We start from the raw sequence: 24,409 nt of genomic DNA, 5'->3' as shown, positions 1-24,409 counted from the left end.
CGCTTATTAGTATTGAATCAAAGTAAATATTGGATAATTACCTAATTTTTCTCGTCCTTTAAGCTCTTGCAGTTCAATTAAGTAACCAATTCCAACGACAATGCCACCTAGTTTCTCAATCAAATCAATTGTAGCTAAGGTTGTACCGCCTGTCGCCAAAAGATCGTCTATAATAATCACTCTCTGACCTTTTTGTACAGCATCTTGATGAATTTCCAAGCAATCTTTGCCATATTCAAGATCATAAGAAAATTTCAAAGTCGGTGCTGGCAGCTTACCTGGTTTACGAACTGGTATAAATCCAGCCTTCAAGGCATAAGCTACAGGCGCTCCAATCACAAAGCCTCTGGCTTCCGGACCAACGACAAGATCAATCTGTTCACTAGCAAAATGCTCGGCAATTGTCGCAATGGCGTCATGAAAAGCCGGCCCTTTTTGCAGTAGTGTTGTAATATCTTTAAAACTAATTCCTGGCTCGGGAAAATTTTCAATTACACGGATTGTTTCTTTAAAATTCATTCACGAAAACCCCTTTATTATCATTTTTATAATCAGTTGGATAAATTGGCTGATTGATGCGTCCTAACAGTGTTTCGATCGGCTCAGTCATAATATAGGCAGCAAATTGTTCAAAGAGTTCTTTTTCCCGTAACCCTTCACTATAATAAGGCGATTGGCCAATATCAAGCTTGTTAGCAGGCGTCGGCGCCAAAGTAAGAAGCCGCGTCCGGCCTTTTTTTTCACGCTGCAGTAAGCTAAGCTCCTCAAGAATCCTAATCGAGCCGCCGACAGCATTATCGTTTATTTTATGACCAAAGAAATGTTCGATATACTCGGCAATTTCCTGATTTAAAGAACTTAAAGCGCCTTTCTCATCGGCTAAACGGCGCAATGCCTGATATACCCAAGCAACCATATTGCGGCTTGGCGCCTCAGCTTCCAATAATAGGCGATTCAAAGAAATATCTTTATCACCAAACAGCAAATGAATTTCAGCTAGCTTACCGTCGCGACCGCCTCGGCCGCATTGTTGATTAAATGCAGTAAGATGAAACGGCGCATGGTATAAAATAACATGACGAATATCGGGAATATCAATTCCTTCGCCGAAAGCGCTTGTCGCAACAACAGTAGTCAGTTTCTCGCCACGAAACCATTCTTCCACTTTATTGCGCCACAAGAGCGATATACCGCCATGATAATAGCCAATTTGATCTTCGAGTAAAGGAAAAGCGCGTCTAAGATCATTCGCTAAATTAAGCGCTTGACTGCGGCTATTCACATAAATTAAAGTTTTTTCACCAGTCCCCACAATGGCTTTGCTATAGGATAGTTTATCACTGAAACTTCTTCTATCTAAAAGATGTAAATTTTCCCGCACCGCCGGATCAATCACCTGAGCCTCAAGTTCTAGCTCTTGCGAAACTGTTTTAGCGACAGTATCGTCAGCCGTAGCTGTAACTGCAAGCGTTAGCGGCTTACCTAAGCGATTGCGTAACTCGGCAATGCGTTGATAAACAGGACGCATTTTTTTCCCGCTTAGCACCATATGATGACATTCATCAATAACCAAAAAAGCAATTCTATCTTTTTGTTTTTGCAATAAGGTCAAATGAGCCGCCACAAACTCCGGTGTTGCTAACAAAACATCTACGAGACCATCGTCCAAAGCCTTAAGCAGTTCGGCTTTTTCTTGAGCGGCTAGAGCGCCAGTTCCGCGACATACAGTAAGCCCGAGTTGACTGAATTTGGCCTGTGTTAAAAGAAACTGATCATTCACTAATGCTCGCAAGGGATACAAGACAATTGTCATCTGATTATGGCGCATCGCTATTTGAGCGGCAAAAGATTGAAAAATAGCCGATTTTCCTCGGCCTGTCCCCATAATAGTCAAACAACTACGTCCCTGCTTTAATAAATCAAGTGTTTGCTGCTGACTAGGACGATAGTGACGTTCACCTAACAGCAACTGCCTAATACTTTCATCGATGTCTTGGGGCTTAAGCTTCGTTAAAGCTGGAAGCGACTGTCCTGATCGTTTCGACCAAACCGCTATATTTACTCCCCAATTTTTTTGATCTTTGCCACTTATGGAAGCTACCTGTGCCTCATACGAAATGGCTGACATGAACGGAGCGAGAACAGCGGCCAAAGCGGCATTCAAATAGCCTAGAACCTCTTTTTGCTCCGTTTGTACTTGAATGGCATTCGCATCATACGGATTCGTCGGTTCTCTGAGTAGAACAAGCGCCTCGCCTTCCTGCAGCGAGTGAATTCGCTCTTGCCGGTTTTCAAAGGTAACGCCAACTATTTTGGTATAGAAAAAATCAGCATCGATACAACCAGACCAGCCTTTGTCCGCCCCTTGATCACAGCAGTATAACGCCGCTAATTCATCCTTAGGCGCACTTTTTATATCATAAGCTTTCAATTGAATCGAAATTTTGCCATTAAACTCATTATATTCAGGGTAAAAAGCTAAATCAACCGTTTCTCCTAAAGAAAGCATCGAGGCCCACTCGCCACAACCAAAAGCGATGACTGTTTTAAAAACTTTTTCCTGGGAAATAACCAAACGAAGATGGTCTTTTGCTTTCCCCATTGCGCGAATCTCTTCTATTTTAACATTCCTGCAAAGAAAGCGCGGCTGTCTATTCCCTTCGCCATAAGGCGCTAGTAAGGCTAATTGTCCTAAAAAGGCTTCATCTATATGAGCTAGTTCCACGGCAACATCCAGTGTCAAAATTGGCTCATAGTCTTTCGGTGTTAAGGTTTTACTGGCATAGTCTTGCAGTTCTGTTCGTAACGTCGAAATTTGTTCAGCCAAAACAGTAAGACCAGCCGCTTGATGATGGCCGCCAAACTGAATCAAGGTCCCTGATGACAGAGACTGGAGTGCCTCATACATATTGAAGGACGGAATACTACGGCAAGATCCTTTACCAATGCCGTCCTGCAAAGAAACCACAATAACAGGGCGCCAGTAGCGCTCTACGAGGCGAGAAGCTACGATGCCAATCACGCCAGGGTGCCAGCCTTCACCAGCAACAACAAGAACTTTTTCCTGTTCTATATCCCATTGCGCAATAATTGCTTCAGCCTCAATCAAAATTTCCTTTTCCACTGCTTGTCGATAACGATTTTCCGCATCTAACTCGGCGGCAATTTTCGTCGTCTCAGCTTCGATTTCACTTGTCAGCAAAACAACGCCTTGGGCGGCATGAGCCATTCGTCCGCCAGCATTCAAGCGAGGTGCTAGACGGAATCCGATCGTTCCTGCATCAATATCACCTTTTGTTTGGCTAACTGCCAAAAGAGCCTGTATCCCTAAAGAAGGCGCTTCACGAATCTGCTGCAGTCCCCGTTTTACTAAAATCCGATTCTCGCCAGTGAGCGGTACAATGTCAGCCACCGTTCCTAGAGCTACTAAGTCGCAATATCGAAACAGTTCACTAGGTTCTCTCTCCGGCAGCAGACGCGGCCACAAAGCCTGACAAAGCTTAAAAACCACACCAACGCCCGAAAGAATCTTCTCTGGATACGTTGAATCACGTCGTTTGGGATTTAGTATCGCAAACGCAGGTGGCAATGTTTCACTAGGCTCATGGTGATCTGTAATCACAATATCAAAATCAGCAGGAGTAGCAGCCACTTCCTGGTGTGCGCTAATGCCGCAATCAACCGTAATGAGCAGACGATAGCCTTGTTCATAAATTCGTTGCAAGGCCTCACTATGCAAACCATAGCCTTCGCTTTTTCTGTCAGGAATATAGACTTCTGCCGTTAGGCCGCTTTGACGCAGCACTTTTACCAGCAACGATGCAGCCGTAATTCCGTCAACATCGTAGTCACCATAAATACAAACAGGCTCATTCATTTGCTTTGCATGAGAAAGACGCATCACGACTTTTTCCATATCATTTAACAGATAAGGATCAAAGAGCTGCGCCTCATTATCAAATAAAAACCGCCTGATCTCATCAGCACTCTGATAACCGCGGCTGACAAGCAGGCGGCTGACTGTTTTTGTAATATTAAATTCGTTCGCTAAACGATCGCAAAGAGCGTCGTCAGCCCTAGTTAAGCACCAAACTTTTTTCCCTTTTACCATAAAACAACCTTCACTTATTCCTATATTCAAATGAAAATTTGCCTAAATGAATATAATTCTCGAATAGACCGATAGAATCCTTTTAACAAAAAAAATCTTTTAAAAAAGACGCCGGAGAAAAACTCCGGCGTCTAACAAGTAAAGTTTTGCTTATTGGGAAAGTCCTTGCAAAATAAATTTTTCAAAGTCTCGCGGTGATAAGGGTTTGCTAAATAAAAAACCCTGCGCCTTTTGACACTGCTGTCCTCTAAGCAGATCAAGCTGTTCTTCTGTCTCAATCCCTTCTGCAACTAGCGACAGATTTAAGCTTTTTCCCATAGCAATAATTGCGTTAATAATGGCTGCGTCACTTTGATCTAACGTCATACCTTCCACAAAACTCCGGTCAATCTTTAAGGATTGAATTGGGAAAGATTTTAGATAGCTTAGCGAAGAGTAGCCTGTGCCAAAATCATCAATCGACATGGCCACGCCCATGTTATGAAGCGCATTCATATGAGATAAGACGAGCTCACTTTTATCCATTGTCAGGCCTTCCGTAAATTCAATTTCCAACCAGCGGCCTTCAAGCCCCGTAAGAAATAAAGTATCTCTTACTGTGTTAATAAAATTGGGATCACGAAATTGAATTGGTGAAATATTCACAGCTACAGGCAGTTTATCATAACCGGCATCTTGCCATATTCGATTCTGGCGGCAGGCTTCATAGAGAATCCATTTGCCTAAAGGTACAATCAAGCCCGTTTCTTCCGCTAAGGGAATAAACTCCGCTGGTGAAATTAGACCATAATCAGGACTTTGCCAACGCACCAAAGCTTCCATACCGACAATCTTTCCTGTATCAATCGAGAACTGCGGCTGATATTGAAGCATAAACTGATTTTCCTGTAAAGCCTGACGTAGCCGATTTTCTAAACCAAGCTTATGCGAAACAACCTGATGGAGCGTATCATGATAAAATTGATAAGTATTGCGACCGCTGTTTTTCGCTAAATGCATAGCTACATCGGCATTTTGCAAGAGTTGCTGACTTGTTTCACCATCTTGCGGGTAAATACTGATTCCGACGCTACCGCTTACGCTATATTCTTCCCCATCCATTAGAATAGGCTCACGAATAACTTGCAATAACCGCACCGCATAATCTTCAATCTCCGCCCGACTAGATTTCCCAGTTAAAATAAAGACAAATTCATCACTGCCAAAACGTGCTATCAAGCCGCCGTGACGATCTGTTAAATGGGATAAGCGACAAGCTAGAACTTGAATTAACGCATCACCCTTTTCATGGCCGAGCACATCGTTAATCAGGCGAAATCGATCCAGATTTATAAATAAGCAAGACGTAATGCCATCTTGAGCACTAGGTGATACGAGTAAACCCGCCATATCCGTTAATAACGCTCGCTTATTTGGAAGCTGAGTTAACTCATCAAGCAACCACTTCGCCTGATTACTTTTCTCCGTCTTAAGACGTTCCAATTCAGAAGCTGCCCTAAGCGCAAATATTTTAATCAAATTAGCCACAAAATCTGGATGCTCCAGCGGTTTATAATCAAAAATAGCAATCATGCCAATGACCTGCTGGCAAGAATCACAGAGCGGTATACCGACAAAACAACCGCCAGATAACTGCCGCAAATAGGGATCTAAAGGATATTCCTCAGAGTTAATCTCTTTTATAAGTATATCGCGCCCTTTGACAACATCGCCAAGAACACAGTCCATTATACTAAAGCAGCAATTTTCAGAAAATAACTCATCTTCTTGCACTTGCGCCAAAACTCGTAGATTTTTTGTTGCTACTTCATATTCTCCTACGAGTACAGCCTGTACATGAAAATAACTTGCAATATATTTCGCTAAAGAAGTAAAAAACTCCATGCCTGTGGCATGCGAAACACCCTCAACAATATGCCGTAAAATGGACTCCATATTTTTCCGTTCAGTAATATCGCGGATAATAATCATAACTTCTGCATCGTTTAGCCGTACCACACGACACTCACGACTTCTTTGGGCATCCCCGACTAAAATATCATATTCAAAAGTCTCAATTTGGTTACTGTAAATCGCCTTGTGAGCTGCTGTGAGAATTTCCTCAGCCGTTTCCTGCGGCATAAACTCTTGAATCGATCGACTTTGTCTTAATTTTTTTATATCAAAAGGGATCCAGCCTTTCGGCTCGATAATTTCTAAAAGTACGCCTTTTATATCTATACGAATAATTAAATCAGGATTTGCATATAACAACGCCTTTGCCTTCAATTCATTCGAAATACTAGGCGGCTGACTACAACACTCTGCCTGCTTTATACAAAACATCCTATCCATTTTTATTCTGTCACCTCTACTGCAATTGCCTCCTAATACATATTGTCGAAAAACTTTCTAAATCCTGCCACAAAATAAAGAATTTATTTTTTTCGGCAAAAATAGGACAAATGGATTAAAAAACACTCTCTGCTGTATTGTCAGAGAGTGTTTTAGGCAAAATCGTTGTAAATTTATGATTTAGCCTGTCGGGCCGCTAAACGTTTTTTATCAGCATATTCTTTCCAGGTAACCCAGATCGGACTAGCATTAAAGATCGATGAATAGGCACCGCTTAAGAAGCCGATCAACAGAGCCAACGAAAAATTCTTGGTACTTTCGCCACCGAAGAGAAACAGAGCTGCAGTAGCAAAAAGAACTGTTACGACAGTGTAAATAGACCGAGTCATACATTGCCAGATACTGCGATTGACGAGATCTTGAAAACTTTCACTTTTACGATGCGTCTTCAAATTTTCCCGAATCCGGTCAAAAATAACAATCGTATCATTAATCGAATAACCAACTATCGTAAGAATCGCTGCGACAAAAGACGCATCGACTTCTTTATGCAGTAAAGAAAAAACACCTAAAACAATCAAAATATCGTGAAGCATGGCCGCAACGGCTGATACAGCAAACTTAAATTCAAACCGATAGGCAATATAGGCAATAATGAGCACAGAAGCAATCACCAAAGCTAAAATTGCCTGTTGAATCAGTTCCGCTCCAATCGTTGCCCCTACTTTTTCACTACGCAATAGTTCATAGGGCCCGATTTTTTCGCCTAGGCCAGCGAGCACATCGCGCCGCTCTTCATCAGTAAGCACATGCGTACGAATCATTACATTCGGCGCCGCTTCTACCTGCTCGGAAGAGGAAAGCTGAATCGTACTATGCTGCAGTTGATAGTCCTGCAAAGCATCGCGCACTTCCTGTACGGTCACCGCTTTGGCAAAACGCACATCAATTAAAGTTCCGCCAGTAAAATCAATTCCTAGGTTAAAGCCCTGCAAAGCCATGGAAATAATACCTGGAATCATAATGATTGCCGATAAGGCAAACCACCAATACCGTTTTGCAATGATGTTGAATTTCATCTTCTCACCCCTTACGCCCCAAAGACTTTGCTATTTTTAATCAAATTGGCATTCATGAGCCAGCGCAGTAAGAACTGTGAAGCCGTAACGGCTGTAAAGAGGCTTAAAATAATGCCAAGCCCTAAGGTAACAGCAAAACCTTTAACAGTTCCTGTGCCAAAGAAAAAGAGCACAATCGCGGAGACAAGTGTCGTCATGTGAGAATCCAGAATCGTCGCAAAGGCGTGATGAAACCCAAGATCCATGGCCGTTCTTAGTGTTTTTCCTTCGCGGATTTCTTCTTTAAAACGTTCAAAAATCAATACATTGGCATCAACAGCCATGCCGATTGACAGAATAACACCAGCAATACCTGGCAAAGTCAATGTTGCATTGAGCATTTTCAGACCAAACAGCAGCAAAATGACATACATCATTAAGGCAATGTTGGCTACAACACCTGATAAACGATAGAAAAGAATCATAAATAAAACGATAGCAGCGATACCAATCCCAAATGCAATAATACTTTTATCTTTGGAATCCTGCCCTAAAGTCGGACCGACTGTCCGTACTTCCATAATATCCATTTTTACAGGCAATGAACCAGAACGAAGCAAAATTGCCAGGTTTTGCGCTTCTTCAATGGATCTGTTACCAGTAATAATTGCCTTGCCGCCAGGAATCGGTTCATTGACAACAGGGCTTGTTAGCACTTGTTTATCTAATAAAATAGAAATATGCTTACCCACATTTTTTGCCGTCAAGTCACCAAAGGCTTTTGTTCCTTCATCAGTAAACTCAATAGCGACAAGATTTCGCTTTTGCTGATCAATTTCAGCCTTAGCGTCTTTTAAATCTTTTCCTGTCAACACAGTCGTACCGCTTTCATCTTGAAACTCCATCAAAGCCGTCTTGCCTAAAAGTTCAATGGCTTTTTCCGGATCTTTAACGCCAGGAAGTTCTACTATGACGCGCCGTTCTCCCTGTCGTTGAATAATCGGTTCGGTAAGACCTAATTCATTAATACGACGCTCAATGATTTTTACCACACGCTGCATGGCATCTTCATTAACCTGCGCCTCTGGTGTGTCCTCTGCCTCCAGAACTACATGCGTCCCGCCCTGTAAATCAAGGCCTTGTTTAATCGAAAAAGCCAAAGGCTTAATAAAGAAGGCAAACACAAGTACAATAGCGAGAGACGCAATTGAAAATTTCATAAAATGACCCCACCGCAAGTAAGTTTCCCCCAATCTATTCTGTTATCGCATAAAATTAATTATATCTTTCCCGTCCTGTACCTGTCAACCATTGGAAATTTTTAGGCCTTCATTCGTTTAAAGTGTTGTAAGAAAATAAGCACTAACTTGGCCACACCTTCTTTCGTTAACGCATCGGTCTGGATAAATAAATCAACATGCTGTCGTGCGTGGGCCAAACGCTGCTTTTGTACAATGAGTCGTTCCTGTCCCCAAGCAACTTTGCGGCGACGGCGAATAGAAGGAAGCGTAGCATCAAGCATAACCAAAATATCGGGATTTTTCTTTTGCCACAAAGTTTGTATATTAGAATGTTCCTGGGCAATATTATAAGCTTCTACCGCATGATTTCTCAGGGAATTTACTAGCGTGGTTTTACCGGAAGCACACACACCTGTCACGGCAATTCGCATAGCTTTCACTCCTCTATAGTTGTTAATAAGGGTAGACAATATTCATTCTTCGAATCAAATGACCTGATTCCTCATCTGACAAGCCAAGAACTGCTACAGTCATGTCATCACCAGGTCGGTAATCATCTAGATCCAAGGCATACTCTAAAATATTTTGCGCAATAAAATCCACATCTTGCGCGCCACAATCCTCTAACAAACGCAAAATATAGCCAATATCAAAAGTTTTTCCCCGCTTGCGTCCAGCTGCCTGAATTCCGTCACTATAAGATAGTAAAATCATTCCCACAGACAAGGGCATTTCATGCACTAACGGCTTCATCCGTTTATGGACGCCGATCGAAGGAATATCTTGATCATACACGTCAATACCATAGTCGGCCTTAACTAAAACAGGACAGTTAGAGTTGCGGCAAAAAACAACCGTTTGACTCTCTAAGTCAGCTGACAGAATCGTTAAAGTAGACGAAACCTTGCCATCTTTTACTGCATAAAGAAAATCATGAACAGACCGGGCCACAGCACCATCGCGCGCACCATCAGCTATGAGTGACGACGCCTTATTCACGACTAAACTACTTGTAATCTTAGCTGGTTTGCCACTTCCTTGTCCATCAGCCAAAATCACACTAATGCCGCCGCGGGGCCGCTCTACTGTCTCGACACTGTCGCCACATTCGCTATTGGCATATTTATTGGTTCTGGCAACGCCAATCCTTACTTCCACGCCTAATCTCTCCTCATCGGCTCATTTCCTGTTTCACTTTGCGCAGATAGACAAAGGCAAAATATAGTATATACTACATTTTGCCTTTCACCGTCCATTAAAGTTTACAAGAAAAAAGTCCTGTCTCAGTTGCAATATAGTCGACGGAATGGTCGTATGATTCTACCGGAATTGTCGCAACGAGCTGACTGTCGAAAGTTACAGCTACAGTCACCGCTTTGACAGCGCGTTTTAAAAACCGGTCATAATAACCGCCGCCCATTCCCAGTCTATTTCCCTTACGGTCAAAAGCTACACCAGAGAGCAAAATTAAATCAATTGCTTTCGGATCAAGCAAACGGCCGGACACTGGTTCGGCTATATGAAAAGCGGCGCTTTGCCACTTTGTATCCATCTGGATAGAAATTGCTTCCATTACACCAGGTTCTGCCGTCATTTTCGGAACAGCTACACATTTGCCTTGCTGCCATGCGGCGTCAATCACACCTTTCAGCAAAACCTCGTCTTTCATGGCCATATAAGCCATAATAACGGAAGCTTGCTGAAAAACAGGCCACTCCAAAAGAGTCTGTTGAATCGATTGACTGACAGAAATGCGTTGCTCTGGTGAAATATTTCTGCGTATTTGCAATAAATTTTTACGAAGCGTACATTTATCCAGCATCATTTTTTCTCGTCTGTTTGCATACCAGCAACGGCAGCACGGGTAATATCTACTTCTACTCTTTCAGCAATCTTAATTGTAATTTTCTTATCAGTAAAACCGGTAATCGTGCCATATAAACCGCCACTGGTAATAATGCGATCGCCTTTTTTCAACGAATCAAGCATTTCAGCACGCTTCTTTTGTTCTTTCTGCTGTGGACGATAGAGTAGAAAATAAAAAATAACAACCATCAGCACAATGGGCCAAAATTGCAGCACCATCTGTTGAATTTCTTCTGACAAAAGTTCCACCTCCCCTATTCTTCGTATCAAGTCCTTTAATAAGGTTCCACAAAGTCTTAAAATCTCCTCTATTAGGCTTGATAAATCTGCCAAAAGTGATCGCGAAAGGCAACAAAACGGTCTTCAATAATTGCCTGACGCATTTGCCGCATAAAGTCAATTAAAAAATAAAGATTATGCGTCGTAGTAAGGCGAAGCCCAAAAATCTCATCAGTCTTTAACAAATGGCGAATATACGCACGAGAGAAGTTACGGCAGGCATAACAGCCGCAATGTTCATCAATTGGGCGGAAGTCGCGGGCATATTCCGCATTTTTTACAACAAGTCGCCCTGTCCAAGTCATAGCCGTACCATTTCGCGCGACGCGAGTTGGAAATACGCAATCAAACATATCAATTCCGTACATAACGCCTTCTACTAAACAATCCGGCGTTCCCACGCCCATAAGATAGCGAGGTTTATGCTTCGGTAAAAAGGGCGTTGTATATTCAAGCAATTCATACATCATACTTTTTGGTTCGCCTACACTGAGACCACCGAGAGCGTAGCCGGGAAAATCAAGTTCAACTAATTCTTCGGCGCTTTGTTTACGTAGCTCCTTATACATACCGCCTTGAACAATACCAAACAAAGACTGATCCTCGCGGTGGAGCGCTTCTTTACAGCGTTTCGCCCAGCGAGTTGTTCGTTCAGTGGAAGCTTTTGCATAAGCAAAATCCGCCGGATAAGGCACACATTCATCAAAAGCCATAATAATATCAGAACCTAAGGCTTGCTGAACTTCGGTCGCTACCTCTGGCGACAAAAAACGCTTGGAACCATCTATATGCGAACGAAATTGAACGCCCTCTTCCGTAATTTTACGTAAAGCGCCTAAACTAAATACCTGGAAACCGCCACTGTCAGTTAAAATACCGCGATCCCAATTCATGAACTTATGCAGTCCGCCGGCCTCAGCAACAAGGTCGTGACCAGGACGCAAAAACAAATGATAGGTGTTGCTTAAAATAATCCCTGCGCCCATATCCTTCAGTTCTTCCGGCGACATGCTTTTTACCGTAGCCTGCGTACCGACAGGCATAAAAATTGGTGTATCAAAAGTTCCGTGGGGCGTATGAATTTTCCCCGCTCTAGCGCCGGTCTTCGAGCACTCTTTAATTAACTCATAAGTTACTGCTGGCATTTCATTGTTCCTCTCTTTTTAAAGAATCAGCATAGCATCGCCAAAGCTAAAAAAACGATACCGCTCTTTTACAGCTTCCTTGTAAGCTGCGATAATAAAATCCCGGTCTGCTAAGGCACTCACAAGCATCAGCAACGTGGATTTTGGCAAATGAAAATTCGTAATCAGACCGTCAATCATTTGATATTCATAACCAGGATAAATAAAAATATCAGTCCAGCCAGATCCTGCTGTAATCCTTTTATCTTTAGCTGCTGTTTCTAAGGTGCGAACAGCTGTTGTACCTACAGCAAACACGCGCCGTCCTGCTGCTTTCGCTTGGTTCAGCTTAGCAGCAGTCTCTTCAGTAATTGAGTAATATTCACTATGCATTTTATGTTCTGTTACTTCGGTTACATTAACAGGTCGAAATGTCCCTAACCCTACATGGAGGGTCACAAAAAGACATTCCACGCCCTGCTGTTGGAGCTGTTGGAGCAAAGCGGGCGTAAAATGAAGCCCCGCTGTCGGCGCCGCAGCCGAACCTTCCTGCTTGGCATACACGGTTTGATATCTGTTTTTATCAGACAGCCGTTCCGTAATATAAGGAGGAAGAGGCATTTCCCCTAAGCGATCAAGAATTTCTTCAAAAATTCCTTGATATTCAAACCGAACGATACGTCCGCCAAAATCGGTGGTTTCAAGCACTTCGCAGCAAAGCTCATCGCTAAAAACAATCTTCGTGCCAGGCTTTGCCTTTTTGCCAGGTTTCACTAGAACTTCCCATTCATCACCGCTACACCGCTTTAACAGCAATACTTCAATATGCGCGCCAGTAGCTTCTTTAGTCCCCATAAGTCTTGCCGGCATAACTTTCGTATCATTAAATACTAAAACATCGCCTGATTTAAAATATTGCGGCAAAGCAGCAAACTGACTATGCTCTAACGAGCGCTTCGCTCGGTCTAATACCAAAAGCCGCGATGCATCACGCGGCTCCACAGGATGCTGCGCAATCAATTCAAGCGGCAAATCATAATCAAAATCTGATAACTGCACGAAAAAGTCTCCTTTTAATAAAACTTAGTAATCTCTACCCCTTGATAGTAATGCTTGAGGATTTGACGAAAATAAAAAGAATCGCTTACAGGGGCTTTATCGGCCATAGCTTTAGCCCCCCATTGTGATAAGCCAAGGCCATGACCATAGCCGTAGCCGCGAATTACAATCACTTCTTTCGGATCATTCAACAGCCGACGAATATTCTCGCCATCGCCAGGATTTTTTCGTTGCGGAAACATCGGTAATTTCGCCGGAACTTCTTTCGTTGCCGAACCATAATCGCCGGAAATATCAAATTCCAGTTTTTCAGGACTCGCTACCATGATCTGAATATCAAACAGCGTGCTTGGCAAATTTAACAGCGAACGAAACTTATTGCCGCTAAGCTCTAATGAACCAGCTGAACCGATCAATCGTAAATCTTTCAACCGTCCTGATATACCTCTATCAACAGCGGTTTCTCCAACTGGACTCTTCGCTTTCTCTTTCAAAATTGACAACTCAAAAGCTTGAATATGACCAATTTGACAACCGCCCCGTTTCAAGGCTGTATCGACTTGTGCTGCCGTAAACCGCTTTTCCCAAGAATAATTCGGCGATTTCTGATCATAATCGATGACACTCTTTAAGTAAGGCGTAACAGTTCCCCACACGGCTTCACTATCTTCCGTACGTCCGCCGGAACTCGAATGAAAAACAGCCGAAATTGGGTTTCCTTGATACGTAAGAACAAGACCGGCTGTTTCATCAACGGCTTGATTCGTCTGAACGGCTTCACTGTTTAAACCGGCATAGACTTGACATTCTGTTGTCGGACAAACATCATAGCCATCACTGGCAAACTTATGCATATTAGCCATGGCATACGTTCTTGCGGCAACAGCTTGGGCTTTTAAAACCTCGCGATTCCATTCCGGTGAAATTTCTTTGGGAACAACACCGTAAAGATATTCTTCCACTGACAAGGTATTCACTGCCGTCAAACCAGATTTATTATGGGTTCGATGAAACTCCATTGTTCCGCGATATTTTTTACGATTCACTTCGATCGGATGTTTCGTGGCGTCTTCATCGACAGTAATTGCCAAACTAGTTGCCTTGACCTTGACTCCATTTAGAGTAATTACCCCGTCCTTGATCCCAATAGCAACTCGGTCTCCAGAGCCGTAACGTCCTAATCGCTGGGCCGTATCGGCATCAATAATGTTAAAATCCGTATCTGTATTGACTAATAAGTTAGGTTGATTTGACCAAATTCCCACGCGAATTGCAGGTATTTCACTTTCTTCCGTACCTTTTGCTGCAACAGCCTGCTGAGGACAGATCCAGCCTAAAAGCAAAACAAACGTGACGAGACAGAAAATATATTGCTTCATCGAACCATCCTCACCTTTTTGACAGCAAATTTAAAATTACCGTCAATACTATACTTAGCACAATTGATGTAGTAATGGGAAAAAAGAAACTCGAATTTTCCTTTTGAATCAGTATATCGCCAGGCAGACGCCCCAGCGGCAGAAATTTTCCGCCAAAAGTAAGAATAGCGCCAACTACCAGCATGATAACCCCCGCCACCATCAGCATCTTGCCAATGGAAGAAAAATCGGCGCCGCTCATGCTTTCACCTTCTTCTTTTTCTGATAACGCTCCTGTTCACTAAAAATGCAGCCGCAGTAAGGCTGACGATAAAGGTCTAGCTCCAGACTCTCAGCAACACCTTGATCCCACCCGGGCCGAAAATCAATATAGTGAAATAAAAGGCCTTCTTCTTCGGCAATTCTTTCACCGATTTCTTTAATTAACTCGTGCTTTTGAAATGGGCTCACTAAAAGCGAGGTCGTAAAGGCGTCAAACCCTTTTTCCTTGGCGACTTGTGCTGCTTTTCTAAGACGCATTTCATAGCAGAAATGGCAGCGACTCGGCTCAGCCGTAAGAGCCCCTGTCAAAAACAAGGGCAAATCATAGGTATCGTCAACGATAAAATTCAGCTTAATTTTCTGCAAATATTCGCGAGCTGTGGTAAGCCGCCGTTTGAATTCTTTATAGGGATGTATGTTGGGATTATAAAAATAGCCTGTTACATCGGCCTGATCGGTAATAAACTCATCAAGCTCTCGTAAAAAATGTATCGGATAAATCGAGCAAGGACCGCAGCAAATATGAAGCAGAACTTTCAAACTCAGTCACCTCTTACCATAAATTAATCTTCTTAGCAGCTTCCGCGGGTCTCGCTATCTTCAGATGCTCATAAGCAGCGCCTGTCACAATTCGCCCGCGCGGCGTACGATTTAAAAACCCGATTTGCATCAAATAAGGTTCGTAAACATCTTCGATCGTTTCGGTCTCTTCACTAATCGAGGCAGCTAACGTGTCAAGGCCTACAGGTCCGCCGCCAAATTTTTCAATAATCGTGAGCAGCATTTTCCGGTCCGTTTTGTCAAGACCTAATGAATCGACTTCCAAGCGCTGCAACGCCAAGTCAGCAACTTCCACGGTAATCACACCATCAGCAGTGACTTGAGCAAAATCTCTTACCCGCTTTAACAGTCGATTGGCAACACGCGGCGTGCCGCGCGAACGTCGGGCAATTTCTACGGCGCCTTGTTTGTCTATACCAATTCCCAGGACCTCTGAAGCTCTTTCCACAATATAAGTCAGTTCTGCTTCCTTATAGTATTCAAGGCGGCACACTACGCCGAAACGGTCACGAAGCGGTGAAGCTAGAGCACCCGCTCTTGTCGTAGCTCCTACCAGGGTAAAGGGCGGTAAATCCAAACGAATGGACCGAGCGCTAGGACCTTTACCAATAATAATATCAAGGGCAAAATCTTCCATAGCAGAATAGAGTATTTCTTCGACCGAGTGGGAAAGACGATGAATCTCATCAATGAATAACACGTCGTTTTCACTGAGATTTGTTAGAATCGCCGCAAGATCGCCAGGCCGTTCAATAGCTGGTCCAGAAGTTACTCTCACGCTGACGTCCATTTCATTAGCTATAATATTGGCCAGTGTCGTTTTACCAAGCCCCGGCGGACCGTAAAGCAATACATGGTCAAGCGCTTCCTGCCGTGTTTTCGCTGCCTGTATGAAGATTTCTAAATTCTGCTTTACTTGTTCTTGTCCAATATATTCCTGCAAGCGACGCGGTCGTAAACTGTATTGCCATTTATCAGTTTCCTGCTCACCGCCGCCTAGCATACGTTCTTCCATAGTTACCTCCTGGAAAGTTCCTTCAATGCTTCTTTAATCATTTCCCCTACAGGAAGGCCTTTCGGCGCGATTTTTTTCAAGGCAGCCATACTTTCACTATGACTATAACCAAGAACGGCCAACGCTGCCAACGCTTCGCTGTAGGCATCACGATCGGTCAATTCATCGCCAGCAGCTAATAATTCTTCATCCGTTTCTAAAGCGCCTAATTTATCTTTCAATTCTAGGATCAGCCGCTCTGCCGTCTTTTTACCGATTCCGGGAATTTTAGTAAGCAAAGCTATATTTTTCTGGCTAATGGCAGCTTGAACTTCCTCTGGTTTCATCACCGATAAAACACTAAGCGCCACTTTGGGACCAATACCAGAAACAGACGTCAAGTGAAGAAACAAATCATACTCAGGTTGTGTAAAAAAGCCGTAGAGCAACATAGCATCTTCCCTGACTTGCAACGAAGTGAAAAGCGTAGCAGTAAGTCCTACCGACAGCTTCTGCCTTGTTGATAAGGGAATAAAAACTCGATACCCTACCCCTTGCACATCGATAAAACAATAGTCCGTAAATAAATGTGAAATCTGTCCCTTCAAATACCCGATCATAACAGCTTCTCCCATACGCCGCGGCTGCTTTGACAATTAGCCGTGCAAATCGCAATAGCCAAAGCATCGGCCACATCATCAGGATGTGGCTTTTTCGGCAGATTCAATAATTTTTGCGTCATATAAATAACTTGTTCTTTCGTCGCTTTGCCATAACCTACTACAGATTGTTTTACTTGCAACGGCGTATATTCGCAAATAGAAAGATTCTGCTGTGCCGCACTTAACAAAACAACGCCCCGTGCCTGACCTACGGTAATGGCCGTTGTCACGTTTTTATTAAAAAAGAGCATTTCCACGCCCATACACTCAGGCTGGTAGGTCTGGATAATTTCCTGTAAATCATGATAAATAATCTTCAATCGCTCTGCTTGTTCTAGTTTGGGGCTTGTCTGGATTGCGCCATAAGCAATCGCCTTATAGCGATTTCCAACCATTTCGATAATCCCATAGCCGCAAATAGCGGTCCCGGGGTCAATGCCAAGTGTAATCATTTCTTACCATTCGCCCCTTTCCTGCGAAAATATATTCGACAAAGCCGCTAACAGCTCCTCCAAAAAGAAAAAAACGGGTTGCCATAACCCGTTTCTGCCGATTGACTCAGCGCGATTGAAGCCCTTCTAATGTTCGCATCAATTCTTCCCGCGTCTGTACAACAATGCCTTGCTGCAGTTCTGCAACATCTTGCGGCATAAGAGAGCTTGCAGCAATCTTTGTCGTTTCTTTTACAATCGCTTTATCGCCGGGTTTTCCATAAAAAACAGCGACATACTCCCCATTTAAGCCAATAAACATATTGTTGGCATGTTCTCGGCAGTAACTATCTACCGTTAGGCTCAGCATAATTTTATCACTGTCAAATTGCTCAATAGTCCAATTCGGATACATCTTCGCAATTTGCTCATAATTCATTCCCAATAGATTTTCTGTCGGCGTTGTACGAAATACTTCCTCATCGCCGCATTTTGTATAATGAATGGTCTGAGTAATCTCCGTATTCTCCGTAACCTTGATCTTACCGTCTTGCTTTACAGTCTGCAAAAAGAAAAGATCTTGCTGTTCTCTTTGCCATAAGGGAAATATATATAAAGAAAAAGCCAGTATAAAACTAAAAATAAGCAGACTCAAGCCTAAATAGAACCTTCGCTTAGGAGACTGAAAAAAAGGCAACATCAAAAACACTCCTTCTGTTTTGCGTTGCCTTAGTCATAACCATATTTTTACTGTTTTATACATAGACTGAAAAAATCTGGCAAAACTTTATTCTTCATCCTCATCATCAGGCATATTAAAGTTTGAATATACATTTTGCACATCATCATGTTCTTCCAGAACTTCAAGCAACCGCATCATTTTCGTTGCGTCGTCTTCCGGCAAATCCACTGTCGTTTCTGGAATCATAGCGATTTCCGCTGCTTCACATTCAATTTGATTCTCTTCCAAAACCTTTTGAACGGCTTCAAAATCTTCTGGTGTTGTAATAATTTCAAATGATTCGTCTTCTGTTTTTATATCTTCCGCACCAGCGTCAAGTACCAGCATCATTAAATCTTCTTCACTTTTTCCAGCTGCATCAATTACAAATAGTCCTTTTTGCTTAAACATCCAGGCGACACAGCCGCCTTCGCCTAGATTCCCGCCATTCTTGGAAAAAATGTGACGAATATCAGCCGCTGTACGGTTCCGATTATCAGTTACAATCTCAATCATAACAGCTACGCCGCCAGGGCCATAGCCTTCATATACGATTTCTTCATAATTGGCGCCATCTAAACCGCCTTGCCCTTTTTGGATGGCTCTTTGAATATTTTCTTTCGGAATATTATTTGCTTTCGCCTTTTGCAGTACAAGTTTTAAACGCATATTTCCGGTAGGATCAGCTCCACCCATACGTACTGCTACGGTAATCTCCCGACTAATCTTCGTCGTGATTTTGCCGCGAAGAGCATCCATTCTTCCCTTTTTGTGTTTAATATTAGCCCATTTAGAATGTCCTGACATGCATAAATCTCCTCTCAGACATGGTTAAGCAGGCAACTTTAAACGTGCTATCTAAAGCCGCCTGATCATTTACTTACACTTTATTTATCTCGGTTCACATTTTCGAACGTCTAAGAAATAGTATACAGGTTTTCCCGCCGCTTTGTCAATTTACCCTTAAAAGAAAAGGGAGACTTGCCTGATAGACAAATCTCCCCGCAAAGTTACTAGAATGAGCAGTTACTCGTGGTGATGGTGGAAACTGATTGATTTTTCAATTTCATCAACGGCTTTTTGATTTTCCGGTGAAACCTTTAAAGGTGATGTAGCCGCATAATTATCAACTAACTTCGTCGTTACGCGAAGATCTGCTAAAGTTCCTGGTCCGCCGACGCAACCGCCTAAACAAGCCATTCCTTCAAAGAAATTCGCTTCTAGCTTGCCAGTTTTCATTTTTAAGAGCGTCATTTTGCACTCGCCTAAACCTTCACTGCGCTGTCCTTTTACTTCCGTTTCCGGCGCGAGTTCACCGACAGTTCCTAATACAGCCTGCATAACTCCGCCAGCCCGAGCAAAAACATTGCCATCGCGCGACGCCATCGACACGTACTCGCTATCAGTCATTTCCGCTACATTAATGCCTTTACCAACCATCATAGCCGCAGCTTCTTCAAAGGTCAGAACAAAATCAATATATTCGCTGTTTGCAAGTCCCTCGCCCTTTTTCGCAATACAAGGGCCCACAAAGACGACCATGGTATCAGGTTCAGCATGTTTAATCACCCGACCAGTCGCAACCATTGGCGATACTGTTGTCGAAACATTGCTCGCAATATCAGGCATATGTTTTTTGACCATTCCAGCAAAAGCGGGGCAGCAGGATGTCGTTAGGAATGGTTGTTCATCTTTCACAGCAAGAAACTCTTTCGTTTCTTCAATTGCTACAATATCCGCGCCGAAGGATGCTTCATAAACTTCAGCAAAGCCGAGTTGCTTCATTGCTTCAATGACTTGCCCAGTCCGCACTTTCGGACCAAATTGGCCGATAAAAGCGGGTGCAAGCATAGCTACAACCTTATGCGTTTTCATTTTTTCAATGACTTGAACAATCATCGAACGATCCGAAATAGCGCCAAAAGGACAAGCTATTTTACAAGCGCCACAACTAACACATTTTTCGGAATCAATCACCGCTTTCCGATCGTGTCCTGCTTTAATCGCCTTAATATCGCAAGCGCGTTCACAAGGACGACTGATTTCAATAATCGCACCATATTGGCAAGAGCGTTTGCACATACCACATTCAACACACTTCGTTTTGTCAATGTATGCTCTATTTTGCACAACCATAATCGCATTTTTAGGACAGCTGTTAATGCAGTTATGAGCTACGCAATTGCGACAAGCGTCAGTAACAATAAATTTATCTATGGGGCAGCCATCACAAGCTTCTGGCATAACATTCACAATCGGCAGATCAGCCATTTCACCGGCCAAAGCGTGCTTTGCCGCTTCATGTAAATCCACATTTTGAGGCTGACTTAAAGCTATTTTTATACGATCAGCCAACACAGCCCGTTCTTTATGAACACAGCAACGATAGCGCGGACCATCTTCGGTTACTACAGTTTGAACAATTTCATCTACCTTTTCGGAAAGAGTTCCTTCATAGGTCAATTTTGCAATTTCTGCAAAAACCTTTCTTCTAATCTTTCCAACTTCAGTTACTTGAGCCATTCTGCTCCTCCTCTTAGACCCCTAATTTATTTATATGTTCTTCAATTACACCAAGAAGTTTTTCTGGCGTAACATCAGATAAAAGCATTCCATTGACTTTTACATTTGGCCCTTTGCCACAATTCTTTAAGCAGGTTACAGCTTCCAATTGAATCTTTTCCTGTTTTTCTGGGGGCAATCGTTTTACTGCATCTAATACATCTTCGGCACCTAACAGGTGGCAAGAAGTCCCGAGACAAATCTCTATCAATACTTTATTATTATCGGCCATACTTGTCATCTCCTACCTTATTAAATACTTTTACAACCATTCCACAACCACATGCTTTCCCATTGCTTTTAATTGTTCAATTAACTTTTCTACAACTTGACTCTTGATATGAATATGTCCGGGAAAGTTCGGGTTCTGGTGGGCTGGATTTACTGCTTTTCCTGCTAAAATCGTAATTGTATCAGCTTCCCAAAGCAGGTTGGCAAGTAAAGTCGCTCCGTCTTTTCCCCGCTGACGACGACCTGTTGCCAACTTTTCTACAACCCTGTTTAAGGTTAACACACCTTCTGTCACAAGATCAATATCTGAAATATAACAAATTGGTGGCACTTCCGAATCATAGTAATTAAGATCAACAGAAAGTGGACGACAAGTAATGCGGCTAAAAATATTTGCCGTTGTCCCGCCAGAAATCACTTTTTTGCCAGGCAGGCGTAAAAAACGTTGCACCGTCTTTTCATCATCCTTTTCTCTGGCAGGCGGTCCTGTGAATAAAACAAGCTCTCTAGGAAAGCGCAATTTAGCTGTAACTACAGTCGTATCATCGCCAGGTTTACCTAAATAGTAACCATCGCAGGCATCAATAACAAATTGACTGATTCTTTCTGCCGTTAACTGCTCCGCTTCGCCTACTGTATCTTCCTGCAATCGCTCTTTTACATAGTCGCAAACGCCCTGCCAGCCCCAGCCAAGACTTAATAGTCCCCCAATACCAGCATGGATAACACCATCGCTAACGACTAAAAGTGCATCAGTCTCCGTCAAAAGCATCTGGCCTATCTTAATCGTTTTATTCCCGACGCTTCTTTCTTTAGTAGGAAAAGGTAAGACATGGCGCCCGCGAACCAAAAAAGTCGGTGGCGAGTCAAATTCAATAACCGTCGTCTCACCGCTGGCGTGAATCTCAATAATATGCAGCGTAGAATAAGCAATTTTTCGGACTTTACAAACAGGTAAAGTTTCCGTTATGGTATCGACAACTTCATCTAACGCAATGCCCCGCTTTAACAAGGAAGCAGCAATTTTTGTGGTCATCGTTGCCAAAATATTAGCCTTGACCCCACTTCCCAATCCATCCGATAAAACGATAATCGTCGAGTCTGGCGTCCGTACAATCTCCACGCGGTCGCCGCAAAGTTCTTCGCCTTCTTTCGCTAACTGATGAACAGCGACTTCAGCATAAAGGGACTGCATTACCTTTCCCCCTTCGCTTTTAACACATCGATCAACTCCAGTAAAGCTCCCTTGGTTTCTGCTGTGGTTTCGCCCAACAGTCCGGCAATTTCTTGGGCGACATGCATCTGTTTTTTAATAATCTCACTTGCTTTTTGTACTGTATCTTCTCGTAAATCAGCCAATTCTTGCTGTTTTCGTTCCGCTACGGAAACATCGCTGATGATAGCAATAATTAGACCATGTTTGGGTACAGGTAGAATCATCTGTTCCGTTACAAGAGCCAAATGAGCGTACTCAATCCGTCTTGCCATGATCTTATTTGCCGTATGCCAAGCTTCCTGGAAAGCACTACAATCCATCACAGTGGCAAGGTTCAACCCAACGGCTAGGGGGATCAAGGTGCCAAATAATTCTTCCGCCGCAGGATTCCATTGTTGTAAAACACAGTTCTCATTCATGACTAAAATGCCATGAAGTGAATTGTCTACAATAATATTGGCGAAAGACTCGGCCTTAGCTCGCATATAGGGCACGCACATTTCCACTTCAGCCATTCCTTGATACACAGCAATCGCTTTATCACGACAGGAATTATAGCCACAAGCGCCACAGTTTTTTTCATCACGTCGCGAATATTTACCTGTTTGCTGCAAAATTTTCTTGATCTCATAAGAATCGGGCATTTTCTGGATAATCGGCCTTGCTTTATGCTTTCTTGTAAAATCATAGAGCTGTTCTTCATAAATAATATGCTGCCTAGATCCTTTTTTCGCATATTCAACTACCCTTGCTTTTCGCGCAGCAAGACTAAGAGTAGTACCACTGGCAGGACCATTAATACAACCGCCGCGACAGGCAAGAGCTTCGACAAAGCGCGGCGCAATTTCGCCTGCCTCCATCGCTTTAAAAGCTTCACTACACTGCTGCACTCCATCTATCGAGAGGATTTCTAAATCCATTTCATCGTGAGTAAGGAAAGATTTTAAAATACCGCCTGATAAAGGAAAATAACGCGCCTTTTCGTAAGCAAGCCCATTCAACTCGACTGGTTTATCAGAAAATAAAGCACCTGCTTTTACTTCTGAAAGCCATTCTTTCAGTTGCACAAACGTAAGAGCATAGTGAATGGCCTTACTCTCCTTTTGTTCCTCCAATTTAGCAATACAGGGACCTGCAAAGACAATCTGTGCCTTAGGTCCATATTTTTGTTGTAAAAGCAGCCCATGGGCAACCATAGGGGAAACAACTGGAGCCAGACAGTCTACTAGTGAAGGATGATAATGGGTAATCATATTCACAATCACCGGACAACAAGCTGAAATAACCGGTTTTGTAGCCTTTTCTAATAGTTTACTATAGTGGTTTGATACAATTTCGGCCCCAATAGAAGCTTCCTCAATCACACTAAACCCTAGAGCATGAAGGCGCAAGAGCAACTGTTCCAATGAGTATTCAGGAAATGCAGCCACAAAAGAAGGTGCTAAGGAGAGAACCATATACTCACCGTTGTGCAACGCTTTTTTTATAGCATCAACCTGATTTTCTACCTGTTTAGCTTGTTGTGGACATTCTACAACACAGCGTCCACAGGAAATACATCGTTCATCCCAAACTTTTGCATGACTCTTTTCAATTCCAATCGCTTTAACCGGGCAAGAACGAACACACCGATGGCAATCCTGACAATTGACCTGCTCTGTTGTTATCAGAGTCATTTTGCACCTCCGAGAATCTTCTCATGAAACAATTGCTGTACCTTATCAGGTCTCACATTAGTAATTAATTCTCCGTTAATCTTTAGTATAACGCCTTCCGTACAACGTCCTTCGCAAAAGTGTCCTCTCACATCTACTTCATGTGCAATACCATGTTTCTCCATCAAGTTCTTTAAGGCTTGCAGCACTTTATTGGCTCCCCTTAAATGGCAGGCACTGCCAATACAAATCTCGACTCGAACCATAATACTCCCTCCAGCAAACGTGAATAATTTCACTCTTTGCTTCTTTTCATACCTATTGTACATAAAAAGAAAAATTTAAGCAACAAGTATTTCTAAGAAGTCAGCCTAGCATTTTAGGTCTTGTATTTAAGGACAAAAGTAAGACTTATTTTACAAAAAAAGATCAACTGCGTATCACAGTTGATCTTGGAAATTTGGCTCCTTGAGTAGGACTCGAACCTACGACCGATCGGTTAACAGCCGATTGCTCTACCAACTGAGCTATCAAGGAATAAATCAGCAACTATCTATCCTCCCAGGCCGTCGCCAGCCAAGTACTTTCGACGTATATGGGCTTAACTTCTGTGTTCGGGATGGGAACAGGTGGAACCCCATAGCTATCGTCACTGAATTTTGTC

24 protein-coding genes, 1 tRNA gene and 1 rRNA gene are annotated in these 24,409 nt (G+C 42.9%); all 26 read right to left on the bottom strand.

Annotated features, from left to right (window positions below; translation table 11 throughout):
• Positions 1 to 6: 6 nt before the first annotated feature.
• The 26 genes from AC0NJP_RS09375 to rrf all read right to left on the bottom strand — a co-directional run bounded on the left by AC0NJP_RS09375 (position 7) and on the right by rrf (position 24,402).
• Complete coding sequence (locus tag AC0NJP_RS09375; RefSeq protein WP_474040430.1) at positions 7 to 519, bottom strand: adenine phosphoribosyltransferase; 513 nt, start codon at positions 517 to 519, stop codon at positions 7 to 9.
• Complete coding sequence (gene recJ, locus AC0NJP_RS09370; protein ID WP_474699643.1) at positions 509 to 4,111, bottom strand: single-stranded-DNA-specific exonuclease RecJ; 3,603 nt, start codon at positions 4,109 to 4,111, stop codon at positions 509 to 511. The genes AC0NJP_RS09375 and recJ overlap by 11 nt, the downstream gene beginning before the upstream one ends.
• Positions 4,112 to 4,261: 150 nt before the next feature.
• The gene (locus AC0NJP_RS09365; protein ID WP_474699642.1) at positions 4,262 to 6,445 is read right to left on the bottom strand and encodes a bifunctional diguanylate cyclase/phosphodiesterase; all 2,184 of its coding nucleotides are present in this window, start codon (positions 6,443 to 6,445) and stop codon (positions 4,262 to 4,264) included.
• 173 nt (positions 6,446 to 6,618) lie between these two features.
• Positions 6,619 to 7,524 carry a protein translocase subunit SecF gene (secF, locus tag AC0NJP_RS09360; RefSeq protein ID WP_474699641.1) on the bottom strand — a complete coding sequence of 302 codons (906 nt, stop codon included), beginning with the start codon at positions 7,522 to 7,524 and terminating at the stop codon, positions 6,619 to 6,621.
• Positions 7,525 to 7,535: 11 nt separating this feature from the next.
• Positions 7,536 to 8,723 (bottom strand): protein translocase subunit SecD, encoded by a 1,188-nt coding sequence (gene secD / locus AC0NJP_RS09355; protein ID WP_474040434.1) that lies wholly within the window; start codon positions 8,721 to 8,723, stop codon positions 7,536 to 7,538.
• A 101-nt stretch (positions 8,724 to 8,824) separates the two neighbouring features.
• The gene (locus AC0NJP_RS09350; protein ID WP_474699640.1) at positions 8,825 to 9,175 is read right to left on the bottom strand and encodes a hypothetical protein; all 351 of its coding nucleotides are present in this window, start codon (positions 9,173 to 9,175) and stop codon (positions 8,825 to 8,827) included.
• 22 nt (positions 9,176 to 9,197) lie between these two features.
• A complete protein-coding gene (locus tag AC0NJP_RS09345) occupies positions 9,198 to 9,902 on the bottom strand; it encodes a PP2C family protein-serine/threonine phosphatase (protein WP_474699639.1) in 705 nt (234 codons plus the stop codon).
• Between the two features lie 97 nt (positions 9,903 to 9,999).
• Entirely contained in the window at positions 10,000 to 10,569 is a 570-nt protein-coding gene (locus AC0NJP_RS09340) for a 5-formyltetrahydrofolate cyclo-ligase (RefSeq protein ID WP_474699638.1), read from the bottom strand.
• Entirely contained in the window at positions 10,566 to 10,859 is a 294-nt protein-coding gene (gene yajC, locus AC0NJP_RS09335; RefSeq protein WP_474040438.1) for a preprotein translocase subunit YajC, read from the bottom strand. Before yajC ends, AC0NJP_RS09340 begins: the two co-directional genes overlap by 4 nt.
• A gap of 62 nt (positions 10,860 to 10,921) precedes the next feature.
• Positions 10,922 to 12,034, bottom strand: a complete 1,113-nt coding sequence (gene tgt / locus AC0NJP_RS09330; RefSeq protein WP_474040439.1) for a tRNA guanosine(34) transglycosylase Tgt — start codon at positions 12,032 to 12,034, stop codon at positions 10,922 to 10,924.
• An 18-nt stretch (positions 12,035 to 12,052) separates the two neighbouring features.
• Positions 12,053 to 13,072: a tRNA preQ1(34) S-adenosylmethionine ribosyltransferase-isomerase QueA gene (gene queA / locus AC0NJP_RS09325; RefSeq protein WP_474040440.1), complete on the bottom strand. Its 1,020-nt coding sequence runs from the start codon at positions 13,070 to 13,072 to the stop codon at positions 12,053 to 12,055.
• 14 nt (positions 13,073 to 13,086) lie between these two features.
• Positions 13,087 to 14,451 (bottom strand): SpoIID/LytB domain-containing protein, encoded by a 1,365-nt coding sequence (locus AC0NJP_RS09320; RefSeq protein WP_474699637.1) that lies wholly within the window; start codon positions 14,449 to 14,451, stop codon positions 13,087 to 13,089.
• Between the two features lie 10 nt (positions 14,452 to 14,461).
• Positions 14,462 to 14,692, bottom strand: a complete 231-nt coding sequence (locus tag AC0NJP_RS09315; protein WP_474699636.1) for a DUF2905 domain-containing protein — start codon at positions 14,690 to 14,692, stop codon at positions 14,462 to 14,464.
• Entirely contained in the window at positions 14,689 to 15,252 is a 564-nt protein-coding gene (locus AC0NJP_RS09310; RefSeq protein ID WP_474699635.1) for an epoxyqueuosine reductase QueH, read from the bottom strand. The genes AC0NJP_RS09315 and AC0NJP_RS09310 overlap by 4 nt, the downstream gene beginning before the upstream one ends.
• A gap of 13 nt (positions 15,253 to 15,265) precedes the next feature.
• A complete protein-coding gene (gene ruvB / locus AC0NJP_RS09305) occupies positions 15,266 to 16,288 on the bottom strand; it encodes a Holliday junction branch migration DNA helicase RuvB (protein ID WP_474699634.1) in 1,023 nt (340 codons plus the stop codon).
• Positions 16,289 to 16,290: 2 nt separating this feature from the next.
• Positions 16,291 to 16,887 (bottom strand): Holliday junction branch migration protein RuvA, encoded by a 597-nt coding sequence (gene ruvA, locus AC0NJP_RS09300; protein ID WP_474699633.1) that lies wholly within the window; start codon positions 16,885 to 16,887, stop codon positions 16,291 to 16,293.
• Positions 16,884 to 17,381: a crossover junction endodeoxyribonuclease RuvC gene (ruvC, locus tag AC0NJP_RS09295; RefSeq protein ID WP_474040446.1), complete on the bottom strand. Its 498-nt coding sequence runs from the start codon at positions 17,379 to 17,381 to the stop codon at positions 16,884 to 16,886. Before ruvC ends, ruvA begins: the two co-directional genes overlap by 4 nt.
• 106 nt (positions 17,382 to 17,487) lie before the next feature.
• A complete protein-coding gene (locus AC0NJP_RS09290; RefSeq protein WP_474040447.1) occupies positions 17,488 to 18,060 on the bottom strand; it encodes a BofC C-terminal domain-containing protein in 573 nt (190 codons plus the stop codon).
• A gap of 87 nt (positions 18,061 to 18,147) precedes the next feature.
• Positions 18,148 to 18,888: a YebC/PmpR family DNA-binding transcriptional regulator gene (locus AC0NJP_RS09285; protein ID WP_474699632.1), complete on the bottom strand. Its 741-nt coding sequence runs from the start codon at positions 18,886 to 18,888 to the stop codon at positions 18,148 to 18,150.
• 219 nt (positions 18,889 to 19,107) lie between these two features.
• Positions 19,108 to 20,604, bottom strand: a complete 1,497-nt coding sequence (locus AC0NJP_RS09280) for a 4Fe-4S dicluster domain-containing protein (protein WP_474699631.1) — start codon at positions 20,602 to 20,604, stop codon at positions 19,108 to 19,110.
• Between the two features lie 13 nt (positions 20,605 to 20,617).
• Positions 20,618 to 20,875, bottom strand: coding sequence for an NADH-quinone oxidoreductase subunit NuoE family protein (locus AC0NJP_RS09275; protein WP_474699630.1), 258 nt, complete (start codon positions 20,873 to 20,875; stop codon positions 20,618 to 20,620).
• 30 nt (positions 20,876 to 20,905) lie between these two features.
• The gene (locus tag AC0NJP_RS09270; protein ID WP_474699629.1) at positions 20,906 to 22,069 is read right to left on the bottom strand and encodes a SpoIIE family protein phosphatase; all 1,164 of its coding nucleotides are present in this window, start codon (positions 22,067 to 22,069) and stop codon (positions 20,906 to 20,908) included.
• Positions 22,069 to 23,766 carry a [Fe-Fe] hydrogenase large subunit C-terminal domain-containing protein gene (locus AC0NJP_RS09265; protein WP_474699628.1) on the bottom strand — a complete coding sequence of 566 codons (1,698 nt, stop codon included), beginning with the start codon at positions 23,764 to 23,766 and terminating at the stop codon, positions 22,069 to 22,071. Before AC0NJP_RS09265 ends, AC0NJP_RS09270 begins: the two co-directional genes overlap by 1 nt.
• The gene (locus AC0NJP_RS09260; protein ID WP_474040453.1) at positions 23,763 to 24,011 is read right to left on the bottom strand and encodes a (2Fe-2S) ferredoxin domain-containing protein; all 249 of its coding nucleotides are present in this window, start codon (positions 24,009 to 24,011) and stop codon (positions 23,763 to 23,765) included. Before AC0NJP_RS09260 ends, AC0NJP_RS09265 begins: the two co-directional genes overlap by 4 nt.
• A gap of 195 nt (positions 24,012 to 24,206) precedes the next feature.
• Positions 24,207 to 24,282: transfer RNA gene (locus tag AC0NJP_RS09255), tRNA-Asn, on the bottom strand.
• 3 nt (positions 24,283 to 24,285) lie between these two features.
• Positions 24,286 to 24,402 (bottom strand): 5S ribosomal RNA (gene rrf, locus AC0NJP_RS09250).
• Positions 24,403 to 24,409 lie beyond the last annotated feature (7 nt).

The sequence above is a fragment of the Pelorhabdus sp. sgz311002 genome (assembly GCF_056134285.1).
This window is presented reverse-complemented; position numbering and strand designations above follow the sequence as displayed.

Coding starts and splice junctions, on each gene's coding strand:
- AC0NJP_RS09375 (WP_474040430.1), bottom strand. CDS start 519: ATGAATTTTAAAGAAACAATCCGTGTAATTGAAAATTTTCCCGAGCCA.
- recJ (WP_474699643.1), bottom strand. CDS start 4,111: ATGGTAAAAGGGAAAAAAGTTTGGTGCTTAACTAGGGCTGACGACGCT.
- AC0NJP_RS09365 (WP_474699642.1), bottom strand. CDS start 6,445: ATGGATAGGATGTTTTGTATAAAGCAGGCAGAGTGTTGTAGTCAGCCG.
- secF (WP_474699641.1), bottom strand. CDS start 7,524: ATGAAATTCAACATCATTGCAAAACGGTATTGGTGGTTTGCCTTATCG.
- secD (WP_474040434.1), bottom strand. CDS start 8,723: ATGAAATTTTCAATTGCGTCTCTCGCTATTGTACTTGTGTTTGCCTTC.
- AC0NJP_RS09350 (WP_474699640.1), bottom strand. CDS start 9,175: ATGCGAATTGCCGTGACAGGTGTGTGTGCTTCCGGTAAAACCACGCTA.
- AC0NJP_RS09340 (WP_474699638.1), bottom strand. CDS start 10,569: ATGATGCTGGATAAATGTACGCTTCGTAAAAATTTATTGCAAATACGC.
- tgt (WP_474040439.1), bottom strand. CDS start 12,034: ATGCCAGCAGTAACTTATGAGTTAATTAAAGAGTGCTCGAAGACCGGC.
- AC0NJP_RS09320 (WP_474699637.1), bottom strand. CDS start 14,451: ATGAAGCAATATATTTTCTGTCTCGTCACGTTTGTTTTGCTTTTAGGC.
- AC0NJP_RS09315 (WP_474699636.1), bottom strand. CDS start 14,692: ATGAGCGGCGCCGATTTTTCTTCCATTGGCAAGATGCTGATGGTGGCG.
- ruvB (WP_474699634.1), bottom strand. CDS start 16,288: ATGGAAGAACGTATGCTAGGCGGCGGTGAGCAGGAAACTGATAAATGG.
- ruvA (WP_474699633.1), bottom strand. CDS start 16,887: ATGATCGGGTATTTGAAGGGACAGATTTCACATTTATTTACGGACTAT.
- ruvC (WP_474040446.1), bottom strand. CDS start 17,381: ATGATTACACTTGGCATTGACCCCGGGACCGCTATTTGCGGCTATGGG.
- AC0NJP_RS09290 (WP_474040447.1), bottom strand. CDS start 18,060: ATGTTGCCTTTTTTTCAGTCTCCTAAGCGAAGGTTCTATTTAGGCTTG.
- AC0NJP_RS09285 (WP_474699632.1), bottom strand. CDS start 18,888: ATGTCAGGACATTCTAAATGGGCTAATATTAAACACAAAAAGGGAAGA.
- AC0NJP_RS09280 (WP_474699631.1), bottom strand. CDS start 20,604: ATGGCTCAAGTAACTGAAGTTGGAAAGATTAGAAGAAAGGTTTTTGCA.
- AC0NJP_RS09275 (WP_474699630.1), bottom strand. CDS start 20,875: ATGGCCGATAATAATAAAGTATTGATAGAGATTTGTCTCGGGACTTCT.
- AC0NJP_RS09270 (WP_474699629.1), bottom strand. CDS start 22,069: ATGCAGTCCCTTTATGCTGAAGTCGCTGTTCATCAGTTAGCGAAAGAA.
- AC0NJP_RS09265 (WP_474699628.1), bottom strand. CDS start 23,766: ATGACTCTGATAACAACAGAGCAGGTCAATTGTCAGGATTGCCATCGG.
- AC0NJP_RS09260 (WP_474040453.1), bottom strand. CDS start 24,011: ATGGTTCGAGTCGAGATTTGTATTGGCAGTGCCTGCCATTTAAGGGGA.